Genomic DNA, 23,360 nt, shown 5'->3' on the forward strand with positions numbered 1-23,360 from the left:
TTGAAAAAATCTCAAAAACATGTATAATAAAATATGTCTTGAGAAAAGTCTGGTGGCGATAGCGAGAAGGTCACACCCGTTCCCATACCGAACACGGAAGTTAAGCTTCTCAGCGCCGATGGTAGTTGGGGGTTCTCCTCCTGTGAGAGTAGGACGTCGCCAGGCATACCATTATTCCGCAGTAGCTCAGTGGTAGAGCATTCGGCTGTTAACCGAACGGTCGTAGGTTCGAGTCCTACCTGCGGAGCCATATTGGAGAGCTGTCCGAGTGGCCGAAGGAGCACGATTGGAAATCGTGTAGGCGGGTAACCCTGTCTCAAGGGTTCAAATCCCTTGCTCTCCGCCATTATAACTTTTCAAATATGGCCCATTGGTCAAGCGGTTAAGACACCGCCCTTTCACGGCGGTAACACGGGTTCGAATCCCGTATGGGTCACCAATACATACCATTATACTTTATGGAGGATTAGCTCAGCTGGGAGAGCATCTGCCTTACAAGCAGAGGGTCGGCGGTTCGATCCCGTCATCCTCCACCATTATTATTATCGCGGGGTGGAGCAGTCTGGTAGCTCGTCGGGCTCATAACCCGAAGGTCGCAGGTTCAAATCCTGTCCCCGCAATCTGGTCCGGTAGTTCAGTTGGTTAGAATGCCTGCCTGTCACGCAGGAGGTCGCGGGTTCGAGTCCCGTCCGGACCGCCATTTTTTTAAAAAATAAATAGCATTAAGTTATGGCTCAGTAGCTCAGTCGGTAGAGCAAAGGACTGAAAATCCTTGTGTCGGCGGTTCGATTCCGTCCTGAGCCACCTTTTATGTCGGAGGGGTAGCGAAGTGGCTAAACGCGGCGGACTGTAAATCCGCTCCTTCGGGTTCGGCGGTTCGAATCCGTCCCCCTCCACCATTCATTTAGGGGTATAGTTTAAAGGTAGAACGAAGGTCTCCAAAACCTTTGGTGTGGGTTCGATTCCTACTACCCCTGCCAATTTCAAATAAATATTATGGCGGATATGGCGAAGTGGTTAACGCATCGGATTGTGGCTCCGACACTCGTGGGTTCGATTCCCATTATTCGCCCCATTTATTTTTGACACTTTTTTTATTTTATTGCATATATATAGTATTGGGCTATAGCCAAGCGGTAAGGCAACGGACTTTGACTCCGTCACTCGTTGGTTCGAATCCAGCTAGCCCAGCCATTCGCGGAAGTAGTTCAGTGGTAGAACACCACCTTGCCAAGGTGGGGGTCGCGGGTTCGAATCCCGTCTTCCGCTCCAATATATTTATGGCGGCATAGCCAAGTGGTAAGGCAGAGGTCTGCAAAACCTTTACCACCGGTTCGAATCCGGTTGCCGCCTCCATAATCGTTTATAATTTAAATTTGTTACATATCATGCCGGGGTGGCGGAACTGGCAGACGCACAGGACTTAAAATCCTGCGGTAGGTGACTACCGTACCGGTTCGATTCCGGTCCTCGGCATTACCAAACAAATTATAAACGCGCCGGTGTGGCGGAATTGGCAGACGCGCACGACTCAAAATCGTGTTCCTTCTGGAGTGTCGGTTCGACCCCGACCACCGGTATCATTAGATTAATTTATGTCTAGATTACCACTAAAGAAAGCTCACAAATGTTGTTAAATCAACGTTTGTGAGCTTTCTTTGTTTATAGAGTATACGATAGAAAACGATAAGATACGATATCTTTTCACAAGCTGTTATTCAAAATCGAGTGATCTGCCACTTTGTAGAACTTTTTAACGGTAATATCAATAAAGGTATAATAAGTATGAAATGTTATCAATAACAGTTTAAAAGAAGCCTGCCGCTAAATAAAAAAATGTGAACTTATGTAGAATTATTAGTTGTAATTATACAATCTAGGTATATTTATCATTGCGCATTTATACATTTCTGTACCTTCATGGACCATAGACCCTACTGATTGTGATGGCTTTAATTCCTCTAATTCAACTTTTGAAAGTAGTATGAATCAGAAGGAATGGGTACAGTTAGTTTTACTAAAAATTGTTGCATTATATTTTTCCTCCATATAAATATAGTTTCAAAAGGTTTTTCTGTACTTGCAACTATTGGGAGATTATTTTTTATATCAATGTACAATAAAGCCCCCAACAAGTGGCCTACAAATCACTTGAATAAACATAATTAGGTATCTACTATCCTTAGGGCTTTCTCTTATTAGCATTATTTTATTTATCACACATTATAAGCAGCAACAGGCCTCGTTTTAATAGTCTTTAAAAATTATCTTTTCTTTTTCAAAGTTATAAATCTACTAATTTTAAATTAGCCGGTATAAATTCATATGCTGTTTCAAAAGATGTTTTATTGCGAATGATTTTATAACGATTGTAGACGATATTCCCCAAGGAATTTTGTCTATTTAAGATTCTTTATTCGGCTTATTTTATAGACTTTATTCAGATTGCAGCCTTTACTCCATATATTCTGCTGTTGCACGATGATTGTTCATTTTAATTGTTAAAATGGCACATGATGCAGTTAGAATGGCTGCGATGAAATAGGCACCAAATAACCCAAGTTGAAAAACAATAAATCCAGGGATAGAGGAGCCAAATAACAAACCTGCCATCAACAATGGCATAATTACGCCGTTCGTTCGTCCGATATATTCAGAGGCAACTTGTTTAATCATCAATGTACTGAAAACATCTTGGAAAAACGCTGCAGCTATGCCAGATAAAATTCTTAAATGACCTAACTGATAGTACTTCTAACAGTGTTATCATAGCAAAAATTTAACAGACAAACGGTCATAATGATCTTCGTATGATTTTCTCCGAATGCGGTTAAAGCAACAGCCAATCCCTCCGCCAATGAGCATTCCAATCCCTTCAGCCGCAGCGAACCCCTGTGCCTTCTCTTTAGCAAGACCTAATCTTTCCATAATGACAAAGACATTTAAAGGTTGTGTAATGCCAAACGCTAAATCAGAAATTAAACATATTTCCTGCAATTATTATCAAATTTACTTGTGATAATACGTAATGAACACCTTCTTCAATTTCAATTAGTACCGATTGTTGCTGCTCTTTTGAAATATTGAGTACATTTTGGGATTCCATTGATTTTACGCTCCACCAATAATGGCAAAAATAAAAATCGGTAGGTATTCTTTCTTTGCAAAATAATTGTTTCTTTGTATTCGATTTATTCTCCTTTTTTTGTACACAAACTTTCCTTTTTGTTAATGCTCAGGTTTACCTTGGTTTTGGCAGAATGACTTGTCTCTTTTGTTTTCTTCATATTGGAGAATCGATCCATCATTTTATCTTTATAGATATATCCGAGAATAAAACCAACTACAGCGATAACCGATATGATAATGGCTATGCTATATTGCTGCATATGAATGGTGGACCCCAAAGCGGCAGATGCAATAATCCACGGCAGACGACCAACTATAAGTATGGTGAAGAATCTTAATGAACTCATGGATGTAAGAGCGGCCACAAATACAAGCAGGTCTTTCGGCAAACCTGGAATCACGAAAAAGATAAATAAAAAGATAGAAAACTTTTTCTCATCCTGTATTAACGACATCCACTTATATTTTTTCTTCTGCAGTAGCTTTGAAATATAATCGCGCCCGATAAACCGAGTGAAATAAAAAGCAATCGCTGAGCCTATTATTAAGCCGATTGTAGTATATAAGGATCCTAATGTAACCCCGTAAATATAACCGCCTGCAACCTGTACGACTTCTCCTGGAATAGGCGCAACCACGATCTGAAGAATCTGAAATAAAATAAACATGACCGGTCCCCAATGACCTGTTGAATGAATAAACGCCCTAAAATTGTTCATGGACGACATAATCTTAATAATGGTAGGAGAATAATAGATCAAACCAATAGACAATATGAGAGTAAGACCTAATAGTATTGTTATGATTGTTTTTTTCGAAAGTTGTGGCATAGATTAAAACTCCTTTATGTAATTACTTCTATCTGTTTGTAGTATAGAATGGATAAATTAAGAGTTACATACATAATTTCTGAAGAATTCTTAAGTCGACTCTATTTACTGGTAGTTGCACAAAACGCCTATTATACTGATATTAGATGGGGTGATCAGATGAACAAGCAAATCTTAATTGCTGATGATAACAGTGAAATTCGAGAAATTGTAAGGATCTTGTTAGAAAGTGAGAATTATGAAGTGGTTGAAGCGATAGATGGTCAAGATGCGATTAATAAAGTAAATGAAGAGACAGATCTCATAATTTTAGATATGATGATGCCCAATAAATCAGGGCTGAAGGCGTGTTTGGAGATTCGTGAAAAAACAAGCGCACCGATCTTGTTCCTTACTGCGAAAACGCAGGATTCGGACAAACAATTGGCCTTCTCTTCAGGCAGTGATGACTTTTTGTCCAAACCTTTTTCTTATACAGAACTCGTTTCGAGAGTGAAGGCTTTACTGCGGAGATATTATGTCTATCGTGGCAAGGAGAAGACGGAGGAAACGGAGCATATTATCATTAAGGATCTTACTATTCACCAGGATGCAAAGACTGTATTTGTTGGAGAGAAGGAAATCACTTTGACTGAAATTGAATACCAGATTTTGCTGCTGTTAGCTAAGAAACGACGTAAGGTGTTTTCGGCTGAAAACATATATGAAAGTGTTTGGGGGCAACCCTACTTTTATACCTGTAACAACACAGTTATGGTCCATATTCGTAATTTGAGAAGTAAACTTGAAGATGACCCGCAGAACCCTAAATATGTAAAGACTGTTTGGGGAAAGGGGTACAAAATTGAATAGATTACTAATGGGGAAAAAACTTAAGATCAAGCTCGTTCTGGCAGTTTTAATTTCCTCAGCTATTTCTTTAAGTGTTTTCGGCATTTTACAAGTCGTTGGCGAGAAAGTGTTAAATAGTTATTTAAGCAAATCTGCGTTTATGGAAAATAGGCAGCAAGACGCGCTTGAACGATTCGAAGAGTTTGTGAATAGCCAAAACGTGTCCACCCGTGATCGAGAGAAACTGACTGAATGGATAAATAATGAGCGATATTTGAATCTGTATATTTTTGCAAAAGAGAAATTAATTTTTTCATCAAATAAAGAGGTTGATCCTGCTATTAACGAAGAGCTACTAACTCGGTTCACGCCTTCGGAAACACCTACTACCATCCATTTTGCGGATCAAGATGCCCAGATCTACTTGGTAGGCCTTTATGAGTATCAATACTATAATCTCATTTTGTTTATTGGTATTTTCATAGCAGCCATTATATTCATTATCTCCTTCTTACTGATAATTAATAAGAAAACATCTTATATTGGAGTACTTGAACAAGAGATCAAAATACTTGAAGGTGGAAATTTAGATTATTCAATTACTGTTTCTGGAAAGGATGAATTATCCTCTTTGGCCCAAAGTATTGATGAGATGAGGAAATCATTTGCCGAGCGACTCGGCAGTGAGGAGAGGATGAGGATGGCCAATCGCGAATTGATCACGGCAATTTCCCACGATTTACGCACTCCACTTACAATTTTGCTGGGGTATATGGATATCATCGAGCTTAACAAGTATAAGACTCATGAGGATTTGCTGCAATATATCCATAATAGCCGGGAAAAGGCCTATCAAATCAAAGCGCTATCGGACAAACTATTCGAATATTTTACGGTGTCCTCTGCCGCTGAAGAAGAGGAAGTGGAATTTGAATTATATGAGGGCAGAGCTCTTATAGATCAACTCATTGATGAGCAACTGGTGGTTATGGATAATTTAGATATTCAAGTTCAAGCAGATCCATATGATGAGCAATTTTTACTGGAAATCAATTTGGTCGCTATACGCCGTGTATTCGATAATATATTTTCAAATATTCGAAAGTATGCCGATCCGACGCATCCCATTCTTATTCAGGTTTCCTTGAAACAACAATGGGTCGATCTTAGGTTCGAGAATAAAATTTTACGTGAAGCCGAAAAGGAAGATAGCAACAAAATTGGGCTCGTTAGTTGCCAGAAAATAATACAGAAGCACAACGGGACGTTGAACGTATCAGTACGAAAAGATACTTTTTTACTACAGGTAACGTTACCTGTCATTTTAAATAAAACAGCACAGACTTTTGAATGATTTTTGGGCATCCAACTTGTCACTGGAACCAAGATATACGCAAACAAAGTCGCTAAAATCAGTTGTTTCCGAGTCAAGGAGAGGAATGGGGCTTCACTCTCCGCTGTTTGAATTTGTATCTAAATAAATTAATCTCTAACATAAGGAGTTAAACTATTTTTTTATTGAAGCTGTGTTTATGTTCTGTATGTTTTATCTCTATGTGTTGATATATTCAATGAATTCTCAGGAGATTGTTATAAAGAATAATGGTGTGTTCTTGGTAGCTTTATTCTTATTTGTTCTATACTTGTTGATAAATGTAGTGTATATAGCTTCAAAGTGGATATATGGATCCATGATGAAAAATATACAAAAGAAAAACAATTGAGAAAATAAATTCATAAGGGACAGAATCGTGGTGAAGCAACAGGACGGCGATCTGGTTAAGATTGCAAATGGAGCGTTCGGGGTGATGGCTTATCGGCATCCTGGCATTAAGAATTATATAATCAATAAAAGCAGACCGGTTGTGATGGTCTGCTTTTATTATTTTTTTCATATCAATTCTCCTTTTCCATTTATCATTCAGTTGTACCAACAAGTTGTGAAATTAGCTACCCATATGTAGATACTAACCGACTTAAGAATTCTTAAGAATTATGAACCCCTCATCTTAAGAAATCTCCCATAATCTTATATATCATAAGCAAATAGGAGAGGGTAGATTACAGGCGAAAACAATTTAACCAGATTACCAAATATCAATAATAGGGAGTCATAATAAAATTCATTATTAGTTAGGAGAATCTATGTTTATAAAAAATATTCCCAATCTGCTTACCTTTGTAAATTTGTCATTGGGGGTGCTTTCAATTATTGAGGTTATTAATCAAAATTACTTCGTAAGTGCCATATATATTATTATTGCAGCATTTATAGATCGATACGATGGAAGAATCGCTAGACGATTAGATGTTTGCAGTGAATTCGGTAAAGAATTGGATTCCTTGTCTGATTTGGTTTCCTTTGGGATTGCTCCAGCTTTACTTGTTTATTTTAAATTTAACTTTGATGATCTTGGCATGCTGAGACTTGTAGGTATAGTTGCTCTATTGTTATACGTCGTCAGCGGTTCATATAGATTAGCACGATTTAATATCAAAGAGTTTGAAGGTATCTTTAGTGGAATTCCAATAACCGTGGCAGGTTTTATTCTGTCCATTTACTCGGTGCTTGCACCAAGCACGATTAATTTAACACTTATATCGGTGATTTCATTATTTGCTTTTTCCTATTTAATGGTATCAAGTATAAAATTTAAAAAAATATAGTAAGGAGTAATTATGAGCAATCAAGAGAAATTTACAAATATTCGCGATCGTGACAACTCTTTAAATAAAACCGGTCTACGCTATTTAGCGAAGCTTTTATTTTCTACAGAAGTTCCCAAGCTGGTTCTAAGCATAGCCCTTATTTTAAGTATTATCAGTTCAGTTGTGGGGTTGATTGTTCCGATAGCTACTGGAAAAATAATTGACCAATTTCGTTTGGAATTAATAAATGCCACTACGATTATACAGCTTGTCTTTATCTTTATTTTGCAAGCCGTATCAAGTGGATTCTCATACTATCTGTTAGCTTATGTCGGAAATAGAATGGTCAATCAATTGCGTAAACAGCTTTGGGAAAAGATGCTTCATTTACAGATGAGTTTTTTTGATCGCTACCGCTCTGCGGATCTTATGAGTCGCATCGCAAACGATACAAATGAGATTAAATCACTCATTACCGATCACTTCATCAACTTTATTTCCAACTTGATTACAGTTATTGGTGCAGTGGCCATGTTATTTTATTTGGATTGGCAAATGACGTTAATCATTATGTTGGTATTACCTATTAGTTTAGCTGTAATGATGCCGATGGGGAATAAGATGTATGAAAATTCCGTGCGTTTACAGGAACATTTGGCAGCACTATCCTCGACTCTGTCCCAAATCATTGGGGAAATGAGACTGGTTAAGGCTTCTAACTCGGAGAGAAAAGAATTAAAAAACGGTGAAGTTAACATGGATGATTTATTTCAATCGGAAATGAAAGAAGCTCGGGTTAATGCAGTACTGATGCCATTGATGACATTAATCATGATTGTGCTACTAGTTGTAATTATCGGTTATGGCGGAGTGCGTGTTTCTTCGGGAGCTCTTACTGCAGGGAAACTTGTAGCATATATCTTACTTTTGTTTCAAATTATGATGCCTGTTGAACAGTTTGGAGCATTTTTTTCGAATTTAAAAAAAGTAATGGGATCAACAGAGAGATTAAGGCTTATCTTGGAACAGCCCCTCGAAGCTGACAACAAAAAGGATGTGATGCCGGACAAGCATAACATCTTAGAGTTTCGCAAGGTTTGTTTTGGTTATGAAAGAGATAAGCAAATCCTGCTAAATGCTTCTTTTACGATACCAGATCGTAAAGTAACTGCTTTTGTTGGTCCTAGCGGAAGTGGAAAAACAACCATTTTTTCGCTTATTGAGAGATTTTATGATCCGGAAACTGGAAACATATATTGGGGTGATACGCCAATCGATTCTTTTTCTCTCCATGAGTGGCGCAAAAAAATTGGTTATGTGTCTCAAGAAAGCTCTCTTATATCAGGTACAATCCGAGAAAATATTATCTATGGGCGAGAAGACGAAGTGAGTGAGTTGGAGATGATGAATGTAGCCCGACTTGCATATGCCCATGATTTCATTGACGCTTTACCAAGAAAGTATGAAACAGAGGTAGGAGAAAGAGGAATTCAGTTATCAGGCGGACAACGCCAGCGTATAGCTATTGCTCGTGCTTTGTTGCGACAACCGGATATTTTGCTGTTAGATGAAGCAACCGCGAGCTTGGACAGTGATTCAGAACATGAGGTCCAAAAGGCACTGCATTATTTGATGCAAGATCGTACAACCATTGTAATCGCACATAGATTATCGACAGTTGTACATGCGGATCAAATTATTGTATTTGAGTATGGACATGTTACAGGAGTTGGAAAACATGAAGAATTACTTCAGACACACCCTTCTTATGCTGCATGGGCAAATAAGCAATTTCAAGGTATACAGAGACTATAAACTATAACATTGACGCTGAAAATTTTCGAAAACCTATATTTATACTTGTTGAAATTGCTATGGAAGTCATCATTTCGTTGTTTATGGCTGAATTAATCGATGAAAGGATTACCAGTGGCCAGATGAATCAGTTGAGGAATAGGGGGAAGCCCCCTAACCCCCAACTCACTCTCTCTATCTGATGAACAGGAAAACGATTAAAAATGAAAACCCTCCTTATTAGTGATTTTGGTATAGTTTTTCGTTTAATCCAAGAATATTCTTTGTCTATTTAGAATTTTATTAATAGAGGTTATTTATAGAGTAAGAATTTTTCGCAAAGGAATTGTTAGATTATTTTTTAAAAGAATGACAAGTGAAGAAAGAAAAAATACTGAAAAATCTATAAAATAGGATTTTTTTTAAGCTTGCTTTATCAGCAAGTTCCATATATTCCTTTTTTCACTTACTTATCCATTAAGATTTATGATTCTATTATCTAAATGGATATTAACTTCTGTTTTACAAACTTTTTTGATGCTCATAACAATAAATTTTTCCTTGGAACTTCTTATTAGATAAACAGAATGATTTTACTTTATCTGATACGGGTTTCTGACAGATTATACACGTGTTTTCCTTTTCTTTTTTGTCAGTGATGTTCTTCTTTTCTTCGATAATATCTATATGCTGCTTTCTAATTGCAGCGTCTGTAATATTAGCATTCACAAGTGAATTGTAGATCATCTCCATTTCACTTTTTAGAAAAAGGGGGGTTGGGTATTGTAATTTAAGAACAGCAACCTTTCTATTAATAAACTGAGTTAATTCAACATCGTAAATGACCAATTCAGTAGAACTAATCTTACGCAATTCTTCCTCTATTTTAAATGTGCATCTCTTTGTAAAGGAAACTACTGAAATAAAGTATGGATGATATTTCGCTTCTATAAAACTTTTGAGGGCTTGAATATGACCATAATTCTGCATTATAGGATTCATCATTTTGAACTTACCATTAATTAACCAAGTTTTTCTATCTTTTCCTCCGTAAATAGTTCCTTGATAATTCTTCGTTTCGATAACGAATAAACCATAAGGAGCTATGATGACATGGTCAATCTGGGAATATCCCGTTGATGATTTAGGATTTTTAATGAATATATCACTTAAATACATATAATCTTTAGGTAGCTGGGATAGTTGAATATCAATTTTGTATTCGCCGAGTTCCCCTTTTCTAACAGCAGATTGATTGTTTTCTATTTTGGTTGTGGAGTTGTTTCTATTTTTTACGTTGATTGGACCTTCTTTCTTGTTTTTTTTAATATTTTTCTTTTTAAATAAAAAATCTAAAAACATAATCTGCCTCTTTCTGTTGGAAATATTTTTCTATACCTTAATATCGACTTATAGGGAGAATTTTTTAGAGACCCAAAAGAATCATCCCCCTTCATCTTTCACGCCAAACTTAGTATAGTAGATATATATTTTCCATTAGTTACACACAAAAACGGCTGGAGGATGAGTACAATTAAAAACGAACCATTATATCAGCAGATTCAAAATAAGATTATAGAGCGAATAAAGGACGGGAAATGGAGAGTCGGAGATAGAGTTCCTTCTGAGAAGGATTTAATGGATGAATTTCATGTAAGTCAGATTACTACCAAGAATGCGTTGGCTGGCTTAGCTGATCAAGGAATTGTGGAGCGGATTAAGGGGAAAGGGACGTTTGTTATTGAAAGTAGTTTTACAGGTTCAATGGCACGAAACCAAACTTCAAGTGGGTTGATTGGGTTAATTATTCCAACGATGAAGACAAAGGTGGAGCAGGATTTTGTCAATTTTCTTGAACAATATGTGACGGAGCAAGGGTATAACTTAGTCATTAAGATTTCTAGAGAATCACAACTAAAAGAAGCGGAAGCTATTGAGACTTTTCGTGTGATTGGTGTGGAAGGAATTATTATTTTTCCGGCAGAAAAGGAAATGTATAATGAGGCAGTTCTTCGACTGTCGCTAGATAAGTTTCCTCTCGTATTGATTGACCGATATATGAAAAATATTTCTACCTATAGTGTCAGTTCCGAAAATACTCAAGGAACGTTTGCGGCTATTTCTTATTTGTTGGATAAAGGATATGAACAGATTGGACTTATCTCTCCCTTAATAACAAACACGGTTACGGAAGAAAGAGCAAAAGGATTTGAACAAGCTTTTTTTAGAAAAGAAATTACAATTGATAAAAACCTTTGGCTAACACTGCCATTTGATAAAATCTCCATTCAGGAAACGCCTGCAATAATTAAACAATTTTTATTAGAAAACCCGAAGCTAACAAGCTTATTTACGATGAATGCGGAATTGGCACAGTATGCGCATCGTGCTATTTTAGAAGTTCAAAAAGAGTCTTACCGTCAAATAGAGTTGGTTACTTTTGATTTTTCTGGAATAGAAGGGATTACCTTTGTTCAGCAGGATATCCAGCAGTGCAGCAAGGATGCGGTGAAGTTATTAATGCAGCAAATGGCTGGAGAATACGAACCAAAACGAATGTTTATCCCAGTAAATGTGGTGTTTGCTGCCGGAAATGAAATATAGGTAAAGAATATGCTACCTGACTATGGTAGTTTTTTTTGTTGGAAAATTATTCTCCTAACATTTTTCTCCCATGCAGTTCTTTCCTTTTTCTGCTAATAAATAGGATTTTTTCATCAAAAAAGTATAAAAGGTATATTATATACTAAATTTAGTATATTTTTACGAATGAGGATAATATAAGATATTTGTAAGCGTTTTATTTAAAAAGAACAAGATTAAGTAGATAATTTTTAGATGAATCGTTTTTCTCTCTTCTATATGATTTCTAAACAATGAGAAGGTATTATCCAACAAAATTTAAGAGAGCAGTATTTTACTAGAATACAGGTATCCAGGGTGTACAAAATCAACTTATAACTGATCAGGTATGCCCTTTTTATATAGATGGTAGTTTTCAACAAATATGGGGAGGGGATTATCCTGAAGAAGTTAGTAAAAGTATTACTGTGTATGAGTTTATGGCTCTCTTTACCGTATGCAGCATTTGCCTACAGTAACCCGATGGATTTACCAGAATCTTGGACATGGGATAGCGGAGAGTATTATGGAGAAGGGGATCCATATATCCTAAAGCATAATGGTATTTATTATCTCTATGTTAGTACCGTAGATGATAAAAGCGGTGTGAAGGCGTGGACATCCGAAGATTTAATGAATTGGACATATGCTGGTCTTGTTACAGAAGAACCTACTACGAAGGCTGCTTATGCCCCGGAAGTTGTTTACTGGAATGGCGATTTCTATATGTATACATCTCCAGGTGGAAATGGGCATTATGTCTATAAAAGTTCAAGCCCTCTTGGTCCTTTTAAAAAACAAACCGATAACCTTGGGATGGGGATTGATGGACATGTTTTTATTGATGATGACGGCAAATGGTATTTTTATAGTACGGGATCAAATAGAATAGATGCACGCTCGATGCCAACGCCAACTGAATTTGGCAAGGCAACGGATACAGGTGCAAAAATGAATGGCTGGACAGAAGGGGCAACCGTACTGAAAAGACATGGCAAATACTATATGACTTATACAGGAAACCATATTTGGAATAAAGCATACCGTATTGATTATGGAGTAAGTGATTCTCCTAATGTTGGTTTTACAACGAATAAAGAGCAGAATCCACTTTTACTAAACACAGAAGGGGAAAATGTAGGTTTAGGTCATAACACAGTTGTGCGAGGACCAGACCTTGATTCCGACTATATCGTCTATCATAGTCATGCGAACCCAGGGCGTAACATAAACTTCGACCGCATTGCGTGGAATGGCGAGAAAATGCTCGTGTTAGGGCCGACAACTTCTGAACAGTCTGATCCTGCTTTACCGGATTTTAGTGATCGATTTAATCGAACCGAACTTGGAGCAGATTGGAAAAATGTAAATGGAGGGAAATGGAGTATCACGAAAAATACTTCTAATTGGCTGGAACAGAAGACTTTGGATGATACGAGATGGTATAGACAAGTAAGTAAAGTATCTACAGATAAGGAATATACAGCAGAATTCAATCTGAAAATGGTAGAAAAAGGGGAGAGTGAAAATCCGCGACTTGGTGTAGTTTTCTCCTATAAAGATGAAAAGAACTACGGAACAGCTGTCCTAAGCTCGAAGCATAATCGATTGGAAACTAATTTTGTTGTGGATGGTGAGGAACAAGGCTGGGAGTATGCAGATCTGCCAGAAGGCTATGATTACACAAAGCTACTCCAATTGAGAGTAGAAAGGTCGGGAGATACATTTAGAATCTATGTTGATGGCATGCAAAAGCAAACAAGAGAAGTTCGAAACATTGGCGCTGGCAGCATCGGCTATACTACTTCAGATGTACATGGAGCTTTTGGCTATACAGCTTTTAGCAATAAAGTTGACGGCAGCAATGTCTTTGATGCGTATAAGCCTTTACCGGGGACGATTGAGGCTGTTCATTATAATGCTGGTGGTGAAGGTGTCGGCTATCATGATAAAACAAGGAAAGAAGCAGTTAATGCCTACCGCCAAGATTATGTAGATATTGCTGACGATTCTGACGGCAGTTATTACATTGAATCAAATAAAAAAGGCGAATGGCTGAAATATAATGTAAATATTGCCGAAGAAGGCTTATATAATCTGGATTTACGTGTTGGCGAATCCTCCAAAGATGCCAAGATAAGGATCTTGTTAGATGGAAAGTCGGATATAACGGGGGATGTAAGTATTCCGCCATCAACGGATTGGAGAACGTTCTCAATCGAAAAGTTGAAACTACCAAAAGGAAAGCATACGCTAACGATTGAAGTGGTAAAGGGTTCATTTGATTTTTCAAGCTTTAAAGTACAAGGCTATAAAGCAGTTGATGTATTATATGACGACTTTAATGATGGGAATGCTAAAGGATGGGATGAAGTCGAGGGGACATGGAAAGTTGGTCCTTTTGAAGAGCAAAATATTGATTTCGATGAGTATAAACAGGTTCCTGGGGTAATAAATGCAGCCTATTACAATACTGGTGGGGAAGGAGTTGCCTATCATGATACGACACCAGAAAATATTGGTGGAGTATTTAGAAGAGATTCAGTAGATATCCGAACCAATCCAGAAGGCGGCGGCTATGCTGTTGGGTGGAATCAGACTGGTGAATGGCTGAAATACAATGTAAATGTTCAAGAAGCTGGCGCATACAATCTTAAGCTTTATGCTGCAACAACTTTTACAAGTGCAAAGACGCGTCTATGGTTAGATGATAAAATAGATTTAACCGGCGTATTTGATGTTCCTGCTACTGGCGGCTGGAACAATTGGCAGGCTGTCATTAAAAATGGAATTAAGTTGCCGAAGGGAAATCATACTTTGAAACTAGAATTCGTAGAAGGGGAATTTGACTTTACGAAAATGGAATTGTCTTCATTTGATGTTCATCGACCACTACCTGGGCTCATTGAAGCGGAAGACTATAACAACGGTGGGCAAAATGTAGCTTATTATGATAAGTCGGAAGGAAATAGTGGGGGACAATACCGTAATGACGATATGGACATTCGAAAAACAGCTGCAGCGGATTATGCAGTTACCTCAATTGAGACGGATGAATGGTTAACATATGATGTGAATATTTTAGAAGAAGGAAGCTATGGACTTGATTTACTTGTTTCCTCTGTAAAGGATGGATCGAAAATAAAGCTTCTGTTAGATGACAAGCTAGATCTAACGGGAGAAATTGATCTGCCGAAAACGGGCAGCATGGACAGTTGGAAGACTATATCACTAGAGGATATAACATTGCCAGCTGGGCAGCATACATTAAAAATAGTTGCTGTAAAAGGTGGCTTTGAGCTTTCAAAATTTATGTTCCACCAATTTGATCAGTATAAAAAGCTGCCAGGCAGAATAATGGCGGCAGATTATATTACTGGTGGTGAAGGGGTTGCCTATCACGATAATACTATCGAAAATATTGGCGGGGAGTATCGCCAGGATGCAGTCGATATCCGTGTGAATCCGGAAGGTGGCTACAATGTTGGCTGGAATCAAACAGGAGAATGGCTGAAGTATAATGTCGATATTGCAGAAGAAGGTAGCTATGATTTAGCCATAAATGTAGCTACGACGTATAAAGATAGTCAAATCCGATTATGGCTTGATGATTCGATTGATTTGACAGGTGTTATTGATGTCCCTAGCACTGGCGATTGGAATAATTGGCAAAGCGTTATTAAGAAAAAAGTTTCCTTACCAACAGGACAGCATACGATTAAAGTAGAAATAGTAAAAGGTGAATTTGACTTCTATTATTTTGAAATCCTAGAGGAAATCGAAGTACCAGAGCCACAAATAATAGGCGAGTACAATGCAAGTAGCGAAACCTTTGCAAAATCAGTTATCGGTGAAAAAGAGTGGAAGGATTACATTATCGAAGCAGATGTTAAAGTGGCTGAAGGATCCGGAGACGGAGGAGTCATCTTTCGAGTAAATAATCCCGCAAATGGAATTGAGTATAGCCAAAATAATGCTGATTTCATGCAAGGATATGTGGCCTATATAAATGAGGACGGCGTCCATCTTGGAAAGCAAAATTATAATTGGGAGTATCTTGGTGGTGCCTCGATCACAGAACCACAAGCTGCTTGGCATCATATGAAAATTGAAGTGATTGGGACAACAATTAAAGTATATGTGGATGATATGGAGACACCAAAGATTAATTTTACGGACAATAGCCGTACTGCCTTTACGCAAGGGAAAGTAGGGGTAAGATCCAATTATAATAATACCAAGTTTGATCATTTCTTAGTTAGACCGTATCAAGCAGATCATACGTCCATTCAAACATTACTGGATATGTACAAGGAATCAGGTGAATTAAAGGATAGTCTTTATAAGAGCTTAAGCAATAAATTAAAGCAATCCAAAAAACACCTAGAGAAAGGCAAAAACGATCAAGCGATTAAATTTCTCCAAGATATAATCAAGCTGCTTCATAACGATAAAAAGGAAGTATTAAAGGCGGAAATAGAAAGATTGATAGAACGATTGTAAAGTGGGTGTCAGGCACCGTAAAAAGACAATTGTCTTTTTGTGGTGCCTGACACCATTTTATAAAGAAGAGAGGGAACATAGGTGCAAGATAAAGTGAATACTGAAAGAAAATTACAACATTTTTTTTCGGAAATAGAGTCTCTGGCTATTATTGACTTGAATATTAATTACCTGAAAGAAACTATTACCCTCAAATTAAAGGGTGATAGAAAAAACAATTTGATTAATATTACGTTTAAACAAGTGTTGTCTTATTATGTATTTCAGGAACCAGCTTATGATACTTTTAGACTAAATGAGTTTGATGAAGAGTCCCATTTATTATTAACAGAATCAAGCTATTTTCCTCAAGGCTTTGGTAAAATAATGATTGAAAGCCTTCATAGTGAATTAAAAGCAATAGAAACACTATCTTCCACTACAAATTTTTACTTTCAAGTTAATGATAAAGACTATTTCTTTATTGAAGCTAACGCATTAATTATTAATGATGAAGAGTATAAAAATTTGATTATTGATGATTCAGAATTAAAAATACCAATTGATTGAAATCCTTATTCATCGAAGCTAAGAATACTAATGTATTTTGGCTACGTACGGTGTATGAAAGGTTGGTGGGAAATTGGATTGACTTTGTTGTCAATGTTGCTTTAAGTCATTAAGTCATGATTTCCGAAGACATAGGTCAAATTAAGAGAAGGTAGATATTTTGATGGAGATAAATTTATACATAAATATTATCTTTACGCACGAGCGCATTGTTACATTGGGACTTTTTGTTAGCCATCTTTGTTGAATTTTCGTCATTCCCCAATTATTTTTACGTTTTCTCCTTTTGAAGAGAAATATGATAAGACCCGGATGGGCAGAACCAAATTAGCGTGAGTATTAGAAAATAACAGAAAATTCAAAATGATTGATATATTATATTTAAGATAAGGGTGAGATGATTAAATGGATTACGAATTAATTAGATATAGAATTGAGGCTATTACATCTAAGATTAAAGAAATTGGTGGAGAGGTTCAAGAAGTTATTATTGATGAGCCAGCTTCGCTTGAACAAATAATCAAAACAGAGGAACAACTTGGGAGAAAGTTACCTGAAAGTTTCAAGAAGGTTCTTAATGAGTTCTCAAGTAATTTCAGTTTGCGGTGGCTTTTACCTGACAATATGGAGCAACCAAAAGAATTCAGAGAAATATTCTCTGGTACTCCTCACTGGAGCTTAGAACTTCTTTCTCAGTGTGAAGAAGATCGTATGGGGTGGATTGAAAATGTTTTTTCTGATCCCGAAGATGAATATGATGTAGTTTGGCATAATAAATTAGCCTTTAGTGAAGTAGGGAATGGGGATTATTTAGCATTTGATATGAGTAACAAGGAAGATGCCCCAATCGTATATCTTAGTCACGATAATGGTGAAGGGCACGGTTATATATTGGCAAATAACTTTATTGAATTCCTCAATAATTGGTCAAGAATAGGGTTTGTAGGGTGTGAGGACTGGCAATGGCTACCTTTTACAACAAGTCCTGGCAGTGGAATAGTTGCGGATGGAGAGGAAGCAGGGCTTTTTAGAACTTGGCTAGGATTAGATATATAAATAGTAATAAGAGCATTAAAGTCTAACTCAATGCTCTTTCCTATATTAATTTAATGTTATAATATACTAAATTAATGATGAATTTAAATATTTAACTTTCCACCGTAAAAAAGTTCCCCGTAAGATTATTCAAAGGCCAAAATAACTTCTTCAATCACAAATAAATCCAGAGAAGCATATATACCAACTAAAAGGGATTTTTTAAAGTAAAGCTTGGATAAGACGTTCATCCTATATTGTACAATAAACGTCACAAGGAATCATATAATTTAATTAAAGAAGGTTATGTATATATGAAAATACTTTTGAGGCTTCATTTAGTATTTTATATAAGTCTATTCGCATTTATGTTGGCAATTCCATATAATTCTATGGATGCTAATATATTTAAAATGATCTTATTTTTAGTAACTCTTAGTGTATTTATACTAATCCTGACTTGCTATATTGTACTTTCTTTTAATAAAGAGATTAAAGCTATTAAAAAGTATATATATGCAAATATAGTAATGATGATCATTGGAATTATTGGTTTCCTTACTACTGCTTTTCTTAAAAATTTATATACAAAGAATTGCTGTCAAAATATATAGAAGTGGGTGTCAGGCACCGTAAAAAGACAGTTGTCTTTTTGTGGTGCCTGACACCTGTTTTTATGGTAATGGTTTCCGTTGCGCAAAGGAAAGAGTTTGAATTAACTTTAAATTTAATTAAGTATAGTATGTAGATAAGCAGTTGATAACAAAAGATGAAATCGCTAACAATGGTTTTTTGGTATTCTCAATTGGCCTTTCATTCTTTTAAGCTAGCAATCGAAAGAGAATTAAGTCGAACATACTGTTAGCTTTATCTTTACTGCAAATAGGAGAAATGGTGCACATATTTTTTTATGTAAGGGTGGATTAGCATGAACTTGGAGGAAATTAGTTTTCAAATTATTTTAAATGGAGGAAATGCTCGAGGTTTAGCAATGGAAGCAATAAATGATGCTAAAAGTGGCGACTTTTCTTTAGCAGAGCAAAAACTGGATGAAGCAAATGAAGCAATGCGCGTAGCTCATCGCTTTCAAACAGATTTGATTCAAGGGGAAGCTCGTGGAGAAAAATTTGAAATTCGGTTATTGCTTATCCATGCGCAAGATCATTTAATGAATGCCATGACTGTTGTTGATATGGCAAAGGAATTCATAGAACTTCATAAGAAACTACCTAACTAAGCTGGGAATTTGTTTAATCTTAATCAAAAAATCTTATTAATTATTGGAGGAATATAAAATGAAAAAAGCCCTAATTATTTGTGCAGCTGGTATGTCATCATCACTAATGGCAAAAAAGACAACGGAGTTTTTTAAATCAAAAGGTCAAGATATTGTATTAGATGCTATATCTGCAAATGAAGGCGGTAAGATGATTGAGAAGGGTGAATTTGATCTATATTTAGTAAGCCCGCAAACAAAAATGTATTTCAATAAGCTGAAAGAAACAGGGGATCGTGTAGGGAAGCCGGTTGTTAACATACCACCACAAGCGTATATTCCAATTCCGATGGGGATTGAAAAATTAGCAAACGTAATTTTACAGGAACTGCCGAACTAAGGTGCTAATGAATAGAAGAGAAGGAAGCTACTAGTTTTTCGCTTTCAACGACGGAGTCCGTTCGATCTAATTTCCACTATGAAAAATGAAAGCGGTATCTAATATTAGTTGAAATCTCAAATGAAGAAGCAAGTAGCGAAGAACAAGAGAAGGAGGGATTAATATGAATTATGAACAAAGAGCCTTGCTAGAAAAGCAAAGAAAGAAACAAAGTATAAAAACGATGTATTTTAATCGGTATTTACTTGTTCGTTATGTAACTGCACTATTCTTTTTTACCAATTTATATTGGTTTATTTCGTTGGTGCTAAGTGATTCAAAGCTGTTTTTTATTCCTTTCGTATTATTGGCTTTTATGGTAGCTAGTGTTGTGGAGCAAGTGAAGATTTACAGTAGTCCTAGCCATCATCCCAAATTTACAAAATACAGTTTTACGGCATTGCTCGCTGCAAATGTAATTTGTATAGTGCCTGCTTGTTTTTCTTCTACTTTTGCTTTGCTTTATCCGTTCTTAATTAATCAAGATGAATCTAGAATGTTCATTCTAACTATTTTAATTTCGGGAATATTATTAGCTGCTTTCATGCTAAAACGATTGCACAAAATTAGTTTAAATGAAGATAAACACTATAGCCGCATTAAACTATATGAAAAAGTTATTAATTAACCATGGAAAAGAGGAGTTTATATGTCAGGAGAAAATAAAGTATTTGCTCTTTTTGAAAAATATCTCATGGGTCCAATGGGGAAAGTTGCTTCCTTCCGCTTTGTGCGGGCAGTAATGGCAGCAGGGATGGCTTCCATTCCCTTTACTATCGTTGGTTCTATGTTCCTAGTATTGAATGTATTGCCGCAGACACTTACTTTTTTAGAAGGATTTTTCAATAGTACTTTCTTTAAGATTAGTGACTTGTATATGTTAGCAAATAAATCAACAATGGGAATCCTAGCACTCTATTTTAACCTTGTCATCGGTTATGAGTATACGAAAATTATTGCTGAAGAAGACAACTTAAATTTAAATCCATTGAATGGGGCTTTACTATCTATGTTTGCCTTCTTTATGACCATTCCTATGCTCGTAATAGATGGCGGAAAAATCTCGCTTATTCATCAAATTGATGATGGAACAACCATTGTAAATGGCTGGGAGATGGTTGGTGATGGTGTGAGTCGGTTAGGTACTACAGGTATTTTTGCAGCAATTATTCTCGGGATTATCGCCGTGCAGTTATATAGATTGTGTGTTAAACAAAATTGGGTAATTAAAATGCCTGAAGCAGTACCGGAGGGGGTATCTAGATCTTTTACAGCGCTAATTCCGGCCTTTTTAGTGGCTATTGTGATCTTAGTTATTAACGGTATTCTAGTAGCATTAGGTACAGATATTTTTAAAGTAGTAGCTGTTCCATTTAGCTTCGTTGTGAATTTAACAAACAGCTGGTTAGGAATCATGGTAATTTATTTCTTAATCCATGCCCTTTGGATTGTAGGAATTCATGGTGCAAATATTATCGGCGCATTCTTAACGCCTATTGTTCTATCTAATATGCAGTCAAACTTAGAGGGAAGTAATATTCCGTTTGCTGGAGAATTCTCAAACTCATTTGTCATTATGGGAGGATCTGGAGCAACTATTGGATTAGTGTTCTTCGTTGCCTTTTTAGCTAAGTCACAACAACTAAAGATATTAGGGAAAGCATCGCTTGCTCCTGGTATTTTCAATATTAATGAACCATTATTGTTCGGTCTGCCAATTGTTTATAATCCATATTTGGCAATCCCATTCTTCTTAGCACCAATGGCTTCGGCTTCGATTGGATATTGGGCCATTAAGTTAAAATTTGTTGATGCGATTATTGCACAAGTACCTTGGCCTTCGCCAATTGGTATAGGAGCATTTATTGGTACAGCGGGAGATTACATGGCTGTTATTGTAGCGATAATTTGCGGTGCTGTAGCATTTCTGGTTTGGTTCCCGTTTATTAAAATGTATGATAACAAGTTAGTAATACAAGAAAAAGGTGGAGAATCAGTATTATAGTCTAATAATTAAATTTGGAGAAACGAATACTTACACGAAGTATTTTCATTGTAGCTCTATTTATTTTAACAGGAAGAAGGCGGTTCTCCACGAAACGATAGACCGCTTTCTTTTTTTATTAACAAATTTATAACTTACAAGAAATAACATTCACTGGAGGAAGCTTATCATGTCAAAAACAGCATTGTCAGAGAATTTCTTATGGGGTGGAGCAGTTGCGGCTCATCAGCTTGAAGGTGGCTGGAATAAAGGCGGAAAAGGTGTAAGTGTTGCGGATGTAATGACAGCAGCAAGACATGGTGTCGCTCGTCAGATTACAGATGGTGTGCTAGAAGGATACAATTATCCAAACCATGAAGCAATTGACTTTTATTCGCGCTACAAGGAAGATATTAAACTATTTGCAGAAATGGGATTTAAATGTTTCCGTACATCTATTGCTTGGACAAGAATTTTTCCAAATGGAGACGAGGCAGAACCAAATGAAGAAGGACTGCAATTCTATGATGATTTATTTGATGAGTTGTTAAAACATAATATTGAACCAGTTATTACACTTTCACACTTTGAATTACCTTATCATCTTGTAAAAAAATATGGTGGATTTAGAAATAGAAAGTGTATCGATTTCTTCGTTAAATATGCGGAAACGGTATTAAAACGCTACAAGGATAAAGTAAAGTATTGGATGACATTTAATGAAATCAATAACCAAGCAGATACAAGCATGGATTTCGCGAGCTTCACTAATTCAGGAATTAAATATGAGGAAGGGGAAAATCGGAAGCAAACGATGTATCAAGCCTCTCTTTATGAACTAATTGCTAGTGCAAAGGTAGTGAAGATTGGCCGGGAAATTAATCCTGATTTTAAAATTGGCTGTATGCTTGCCATTGTACCTGTTTATCCATATTCTTGTCATCCCGATGATGTTATGTATGCCGCAGAAGCAATGCATAATCGCTGGTTCTTTGGCGATGTACATGTTAGAGGAGAGATTCCTAATTATACGAAGAAATATTGGGAACGCAATGGATTTGAAATAGATATCACGAAAGAGGATGAAAAGATTCTCAAAGAAGGTACCGTAGATTATATTGGTTTTAGTTATTATATGTCTAAAGTAGTGAGTAGCCGTGAAGTAGAAGGCAGTGAATCTGATGGCGAATTTGGCCACGTTATTCGCAATCCTTATGTAGAAGCGAGCGATTGGGGCTGGCAAATAGATCCCGTAGGTCTTCGGTATTCATTAAATGCTCTATATGAAAGATATAATATTCCCTTATTTATTGTGGAAAATGGTCTAGGAGCAAGGGATACGGTGGAAGAAGATGGATCAATTAATGATGAGTATCGAATTCAATATTTCCGTGATCATATTGCCGAAATGAAAAAGGCAGTCGAATTAGATGGTGTTGACTTAATCGGCTATACACCATGGGGCTGTATTGATTTAGTTAGCGCGGGAACAGGTGAAATGGAAAAACGTTACGGCTTTATTTATGTAGATAAAGATAATGAAGGAAAAGGTTCCTTAGCGAGAAGCAAGAAGAAATCATTTGATTGGTACAAACACGTTATTGAAACAAATGGGGAAGAACTTTGATCTTTTTCTAAGGCATGCCTTCTGTTGTACCTATTAATCTAGCTGGTAGGTCAGGATTTGCTTTCATAGTCTAAATGGAGTTTGCTTTAAACTCCATTTTTTCCTATGTGCTGGACTTAAATGTATAATTTAGTAAGTTGAGTAAAAATGGT

At 36.5% G+C, this 23,360-nt stretch carries 17 protein-coding genes, 15 tRNA genes, 1 rRNA gene and 1 pseudogene; 30 read left to right on the top strand and 4 right to left on the bottom strand.

Annotated elements, in window-relative coordinates:
• Positions 1-48: 48 nt before the first annotated feature.
• The 16 genes from rrf to C2I06_RS23345 all read left to right on the top strand — a co-directional run bounded on the left by rrf (position 49) and on the right by C2I06_RS23345 (position 1,580).
• Positions 49-165: ribosomal RNA gene (rrf, locus tag C2I06_RS23270) — 5S ribosomal RNA — on the top strand.
• A gap of 10 nt (positions 166-175) precedes the next feature.
• Positions 176-250 (top strand) — tRNA-Asn (locus tag C2I06_RS23275).
• Between the two features lie 4 nt (positions 251-254).
• Positions 255-346 (top strand) — tRNA-Ser (locus C2I06_RS23280).
• Between the two features lie 18 nt (positions 347-364).
• A tRNA-Glu gene (locus C2I06_RS23285) sits at positions 365-439 on the top strand.
• Positions 440-460: 21 nt separating this feature from the next.
• Positions 461-536: transfer RNA gene (locus tag C2I06_RS23290), tRNA-Val, on the top strand.
• A gap of 10 nt (positions 537-546) precedes the next feature.
• Positions 547-620, top strand: a tRNA-Met gene (locus C2I06_RS23295).
• 3 nt (positions 621-623) lie between these two features.
• Positions 624-700: transfer RNA gene (locus C2I06_RS23300), tRNA-Asp, on the top strand.
• A gap of 31 nt (positions 701-731) precedes the next feature.
• A tRNA-Phe gene (locus C2I06_RS23305) sits at positions 732-804 on the top strand.
• An 11-nt stretch (positions 805-815) separates the two neighbouring features.
• Positions 816-899 (top strand) — tRNA-Tyr (locus C2I06_RS23310).
• 7 nt (positions 900-906) lie between these two features.
• A tRNA-Trp gene (locus tag C2I06_RS23315) sits at positions 907-980 on the top strand.
• A gap of 19 nt (positions 981-999) precedes the next feature.
• Positions 1,000-1,075: transfer RNA gene (locus tag C2I06_RS23320), tRNA-His, on the top strand.
• A gap of 44 nt (positions 1,076-1,119) precedes the next feature.
• Positions 1,120-1,194, top strand: a tRNA-Gln gene (locus tag C2I06_RS23325).
• A 3-nt stretch (positions 1,195-1,197) separates the two neighbouring features.
• Positions 1,198-1,272, top strand: a tRNA-Gly gene (locus tag C2I06_RS23330).
• A 10-nt stretch (positions 1,273-1,282) separates the two neighbouring features.
• Positions 1,283-1,356 (top strand) — tRNA-Cys (locus C2I06_RS23335).
• A 34-nt stretch (positions 1,357-1,390) separates the two neighbouring features.
• Positions 1,391-1,476, top strand: a tRNA-Leu gene (locus C2I06_RS23340).
• Positions 1,477-1,498: 22 nt separating this feature from the next.
• Positions 1,499-1,580 (top strand) — tRNA-Leu (locus tag C2I06_RS23345).
• An 874-nt stretch (positions 1,581-2,454) separates the two neighbouring features.
• On the opposite strand, the gene C2I06_RS23350 is transcribed toward C2I06_RS23345, so the two are convergent.
• From C2I06_RS23350 to C2I06_RS23360, 3 genes are all read right to left on the bottom strand, one after another.
• On the bottom strand, positions 2,455-2,679 hold the full coding sequence (locus C2I06_RS23350) for a hypothetical protein (protein WP_164463769.1): 225 nt from the start codon (positions 2,677-2,679) through the stop codon (positions 2,455-2,457).
• Positions 2,680-2,766: 87 nt separating this feature from the next.
• Complete coding sequence (locus tag C2I06_RS23355; RefSeq protein WP_123258960.1) at positions 2,767-2,997, bottom strand: hypothetical protein; 231 nt, start codon at positions 2,995-2,997, stop codon at positions 2,767-2,769.
• A 194-nt stretch (positions 2,998-3,191) separates the two neighbouring features.
• The gene (locus C2I06_RS23360; protein ID WP_123258961.1) at positions 3,192-3,959 is read right to left on the bottom strand and encodes a TVP38/TMEM64 family protein; all 768 of its coding nucleotides are present in this window, start codon (positions 3,957-3,959) and stop codon (positions 3,192-3,194) included.
• A gap of 159 nt (positions 3,960-4,118) precedes the next feature.
• Here C2I06_RS23360 and C2I06_RS23365 point away from each other — a divergent pair, with 159 nt between their 5' ends.
• From C2I06_RS23365 to C2I06_RS23390, 5 genes and pseudogenes are all read left to right on the top strand, one after another.
• Complete coding sequence (locus C2I06_RS23365) at positions 4,119-4,811, top strand: response regulator transcription factor (RefSeq protein WP_123259204.1); 693 nt, start codon at positions 4,119-4,121, stop codon at positions 4,809-4,811.
• On the top strand, positions 4,804-6,144 hold the full coding sequence (locus C2I06_RS23370; RefSeq protein WP_123258962.1) for a HAMP domain-containing sensor histidine kinase: 1,341 nt from the start codon (positions 4,804-4,806) through the stop codon (positions 6,142-6,144). Before C2I06_RS23365 ends, C2I06_RS23370 begins: the two co-directional genes overlap by 8 nt.
• A 378-nt stretch (positions 6,145-6,522) precedes the next feature.
• Positions 6,523-6,637 (top strand): annotated as a pseudogene (locus C2I06_RS26040) (protein rep); the annotation flags it as partial.
• A 298-nt stretch (positions 6,638-6,935) separates the two neighbouring features.
• Complete coding sequence (gene pssA / locus C2I06_RS23385) at positions 6,936-7,457, top strand: CDP-diacylglycerol--serine O-phosphatidyltransferase (protein WP_123258964.1); 522 nt, start codon at positions 6,936-6,938, stop codon at positions 7,455-7,457.
• Positions 7,458-7,469: 12 nt separating this feature from the next.
• Entirely contained in the window at positions 7,470-9,254 is a 1,785-nt protein-coding gene (locus tag C2I06_RS23390) for an ABC transporter ATP-binding protein (RefSeq protein WP_123258965.1), read from the top strand.
• A 501-nt stretch (positions 9,255-9,755) separates the two neighbouring features.
• On the opposite strand, the gene C2I06_RS23395 is transcribed toward C2I06_RS23390, so the two are convergent.
• Positions 9,756-10,595: a nuclease-related domain-containing protein gene (locus C2I06_RS23395; RefSeq protein WP_095333483.1), complete on the bottom strand. Its 840-nt coding sequence runs from the start codon at positions 10,593-10,595 to the stop codon at positions 9,756-9,758.
• Positions 10,596-10,757: 162 nt separating this feature from the next.
• On the opposite strand from C2I06_RS23395, the gene C2I06_RS23400 reads away from it, so the two are divergent.
• The 9 genes from C2I06_RS23400 (at position 10,758) to C2I06_RS23445 (ending at position 23,208) form a co-directional block, all read left to right on the top strand.
• Positions 10,758-11,837 (top strand): GntR family transcriptional regulator, encoded by a 1,080-nt coding sequence (locus C2I06_RS23400; RefSeq protein ID WP_123258966.1) that lies wholly within the window; start codon positions 10,758-10,760, stop codon positions 11,835-11,837.
• 450 nt (positions 11,838-12,287) lie between these two features.
• Positions 12,288-16,358, top strand: coding sequence for a carbohydrate-binding protein (locus tag C2I06_RS23405; protein WP_123259205.1), 4,071 nt, complete (start codon positions 12,288-12,290; stop codon positions 16,356-16,358).
• A gap of 81 nt (positions 16,359-16,439) precedes the next feature.
• On the top strand, positions 16,440-16,907 hold the full coding sequence (locus tag C2I06_RS23410; protein ID WP_123258967.1) for a YxiG family protein: 468 nt from the start codon (positions 16,440-16,442) through the stop codon (positions 16,905-16,907).
• 405 nt (positions 16,908-17,312) lie between these two features.
• Complete coding sequence (locus tag C2I06_RS23415; RefSeq protein ID WP_123258968.1) at positions 17,313-17,963, top strand: SMI1/KNR4 family protein; 651 nt, start codon at positions 17,313-17,315, stop codon at positions 17,961-17,963.
• 907 nt (positions 17,964-18,870) lie between these two features.
• Complete coding sequence (locus C2I06_RS23425) at positions 18,871-19,179, top strand: PTS sugar transporter subunit IIA (RefSeq protein ID WP_047943303.1); 309 nt, start codon at positions 18,871-18,873, stop codon at positions 19,177-19,179.
• A gap of 58 nt (positions 19,180-19,237) precedes the next feature.
• Entirely contained in the window at positions 19,238-19,558 is a 321-nt protein-coding gene (locus C2I06_RS23430) for a PTS cellobiose transporter subunit IIB (RefSeq protein WP_095333496.1), read from the top strand.
• 163 nt (positions 19,559-19,721) lie between these two features.
• A complete protein-coding gene (locus tag C2I06_RS23435; protein WP_123258970.1) occupies positions 19,722-20,225 on the top strand; it encodes a hypothetical protein in 504 nt (167 codons plus the stop codon).
• 21 nt (positions 20,226-20,246) lie between these two features.
• Entirely contained in the window at positions 20,247-21,602 is a 1,356-nt protein-coding gene (gene celB / locus C2I06_RS23440) for a PTS cellobiose transporter subunit IIC (RefSeq protein ID WP_095333501.1), read from the top strand.
• A gap of 169 nt (positions 21,603-21,771) precedes the next feature.
• Positions 21,772-23,208, top strand: a complete 1,437-nt coding sequence (locus C2I06_RS23445) for a 6-phospho-beta-glucosidase (RefSeq protein ID WP_123258971.1) — start codon at positions 21,772-21,774, stop codon at positions 23,206-23,208.
• Positions 23,209-23,360: the final 152 nt, after the last annotated feature.

Source organism: Niallia circulans (genome assembly GCF_003726095.1).
GTDB lineage: Bacteria > Bacillota > Bacilli > Bacillales > Cytobacillaceae > Niallia > Niallia circulans_A.

What these genes read in the sequence shown, in the direction of transcription:
- C2I06_RS23360 (WP_123258961.1), bottom strand. Translation starts at nt 3,959, where the DNA reads ATGCCACAACTTTCGAAAAAAACAATCATAACAATACTATTAGGTCTT.
- C2I06_RS23365 (WP_123259204.1), top strand. Translation starts at nt 4,119, where the DNA reads ATGAACAAGCAAATCTTAATTGCTGATGATAACAGTGAAATTCGAGAA.
- pssA (WP_123258964.1), top strand. Translation starts at nt 6,936, where the DNA reads ATGTTTATAAAAAATATTCCCAATCTGCTTACCTTTGTAAATTTGTCA.
- C2I06_RS23390 (WP_123258965.1), top strand. Translation starts at nt 7,470, where the DNA reads ATGAGCAATCAAGAGAAATTTACAAATATTCGCGATCGTGACAACTCT.
- C2I06_RS23395 (WP_095333483.1), bottom strand. Translation starts at nt 10,595, where the DNA reads ATGTTTTTAGATTTTTTATTTAAAAAGAAAAATATTAAAAAAAACAAG.
- C2I06_RS23400 (WP_123258966.1), top strand. Translation starts at nt 10,758, where the DNA reads ATGAGTACAATTAAAAACGAACCATTATATCAGCAGATTCAAAATAAG.
- C2I06_RS23405 (WP_123259205.1), top strand. Translation starts at nt 12,288, where the DNA reads ATGAGTTTATGGCTCTCTTTACCGTATGCAGCATTTGCCTACAGTAAC.
- C2I06_RS23415 (WP_123258968.1), top strand. Translation starts at nt 17,313, where the DNA reads ATGGATTACGAATTAATTAGATATAGAATTGAGGCTATTACATCTAAG.
- C2I06_RS23425 (WP_047943303.1), top strand. Translation starts at nt 18,871, where the DNA reads ATGAACTTGGAGGAAATTAGTTTTCAAATTATTTTAAATGGAGGAAAT.
- C2I06_RS23430 (WP_095333496.1), top strand. Translation starts at nt 19,238, where the DNA reads ATGAAAAAAGCCCTAATTATTTGTGCAGCTGGTATGTCATCATCACTA.
- C2I06_RS23435 (WP_123258970.1), top strand. Translation starts at nt 19,722, where the DNA reads ATGAATTATGAACAAAGAGCCTTGCTAGAAAAGCAAAGAAAGAAACAA.
- celB (WP_095333501.1), top strand. Translation starts at nt 20,247, where the DNA reads ATGTCAGGAGAAAATAAAGTATTTGCTCTTTTTGAAAAATATCTCATG.
- C2I06_RS23445 (WP_123258971.1), top strand. Translation starts at nt 21,772, where the DNA reads ATGTCAAAAACAGCATTGTCAGAGAATTTCTTATGGGGTGGAGCAGTT.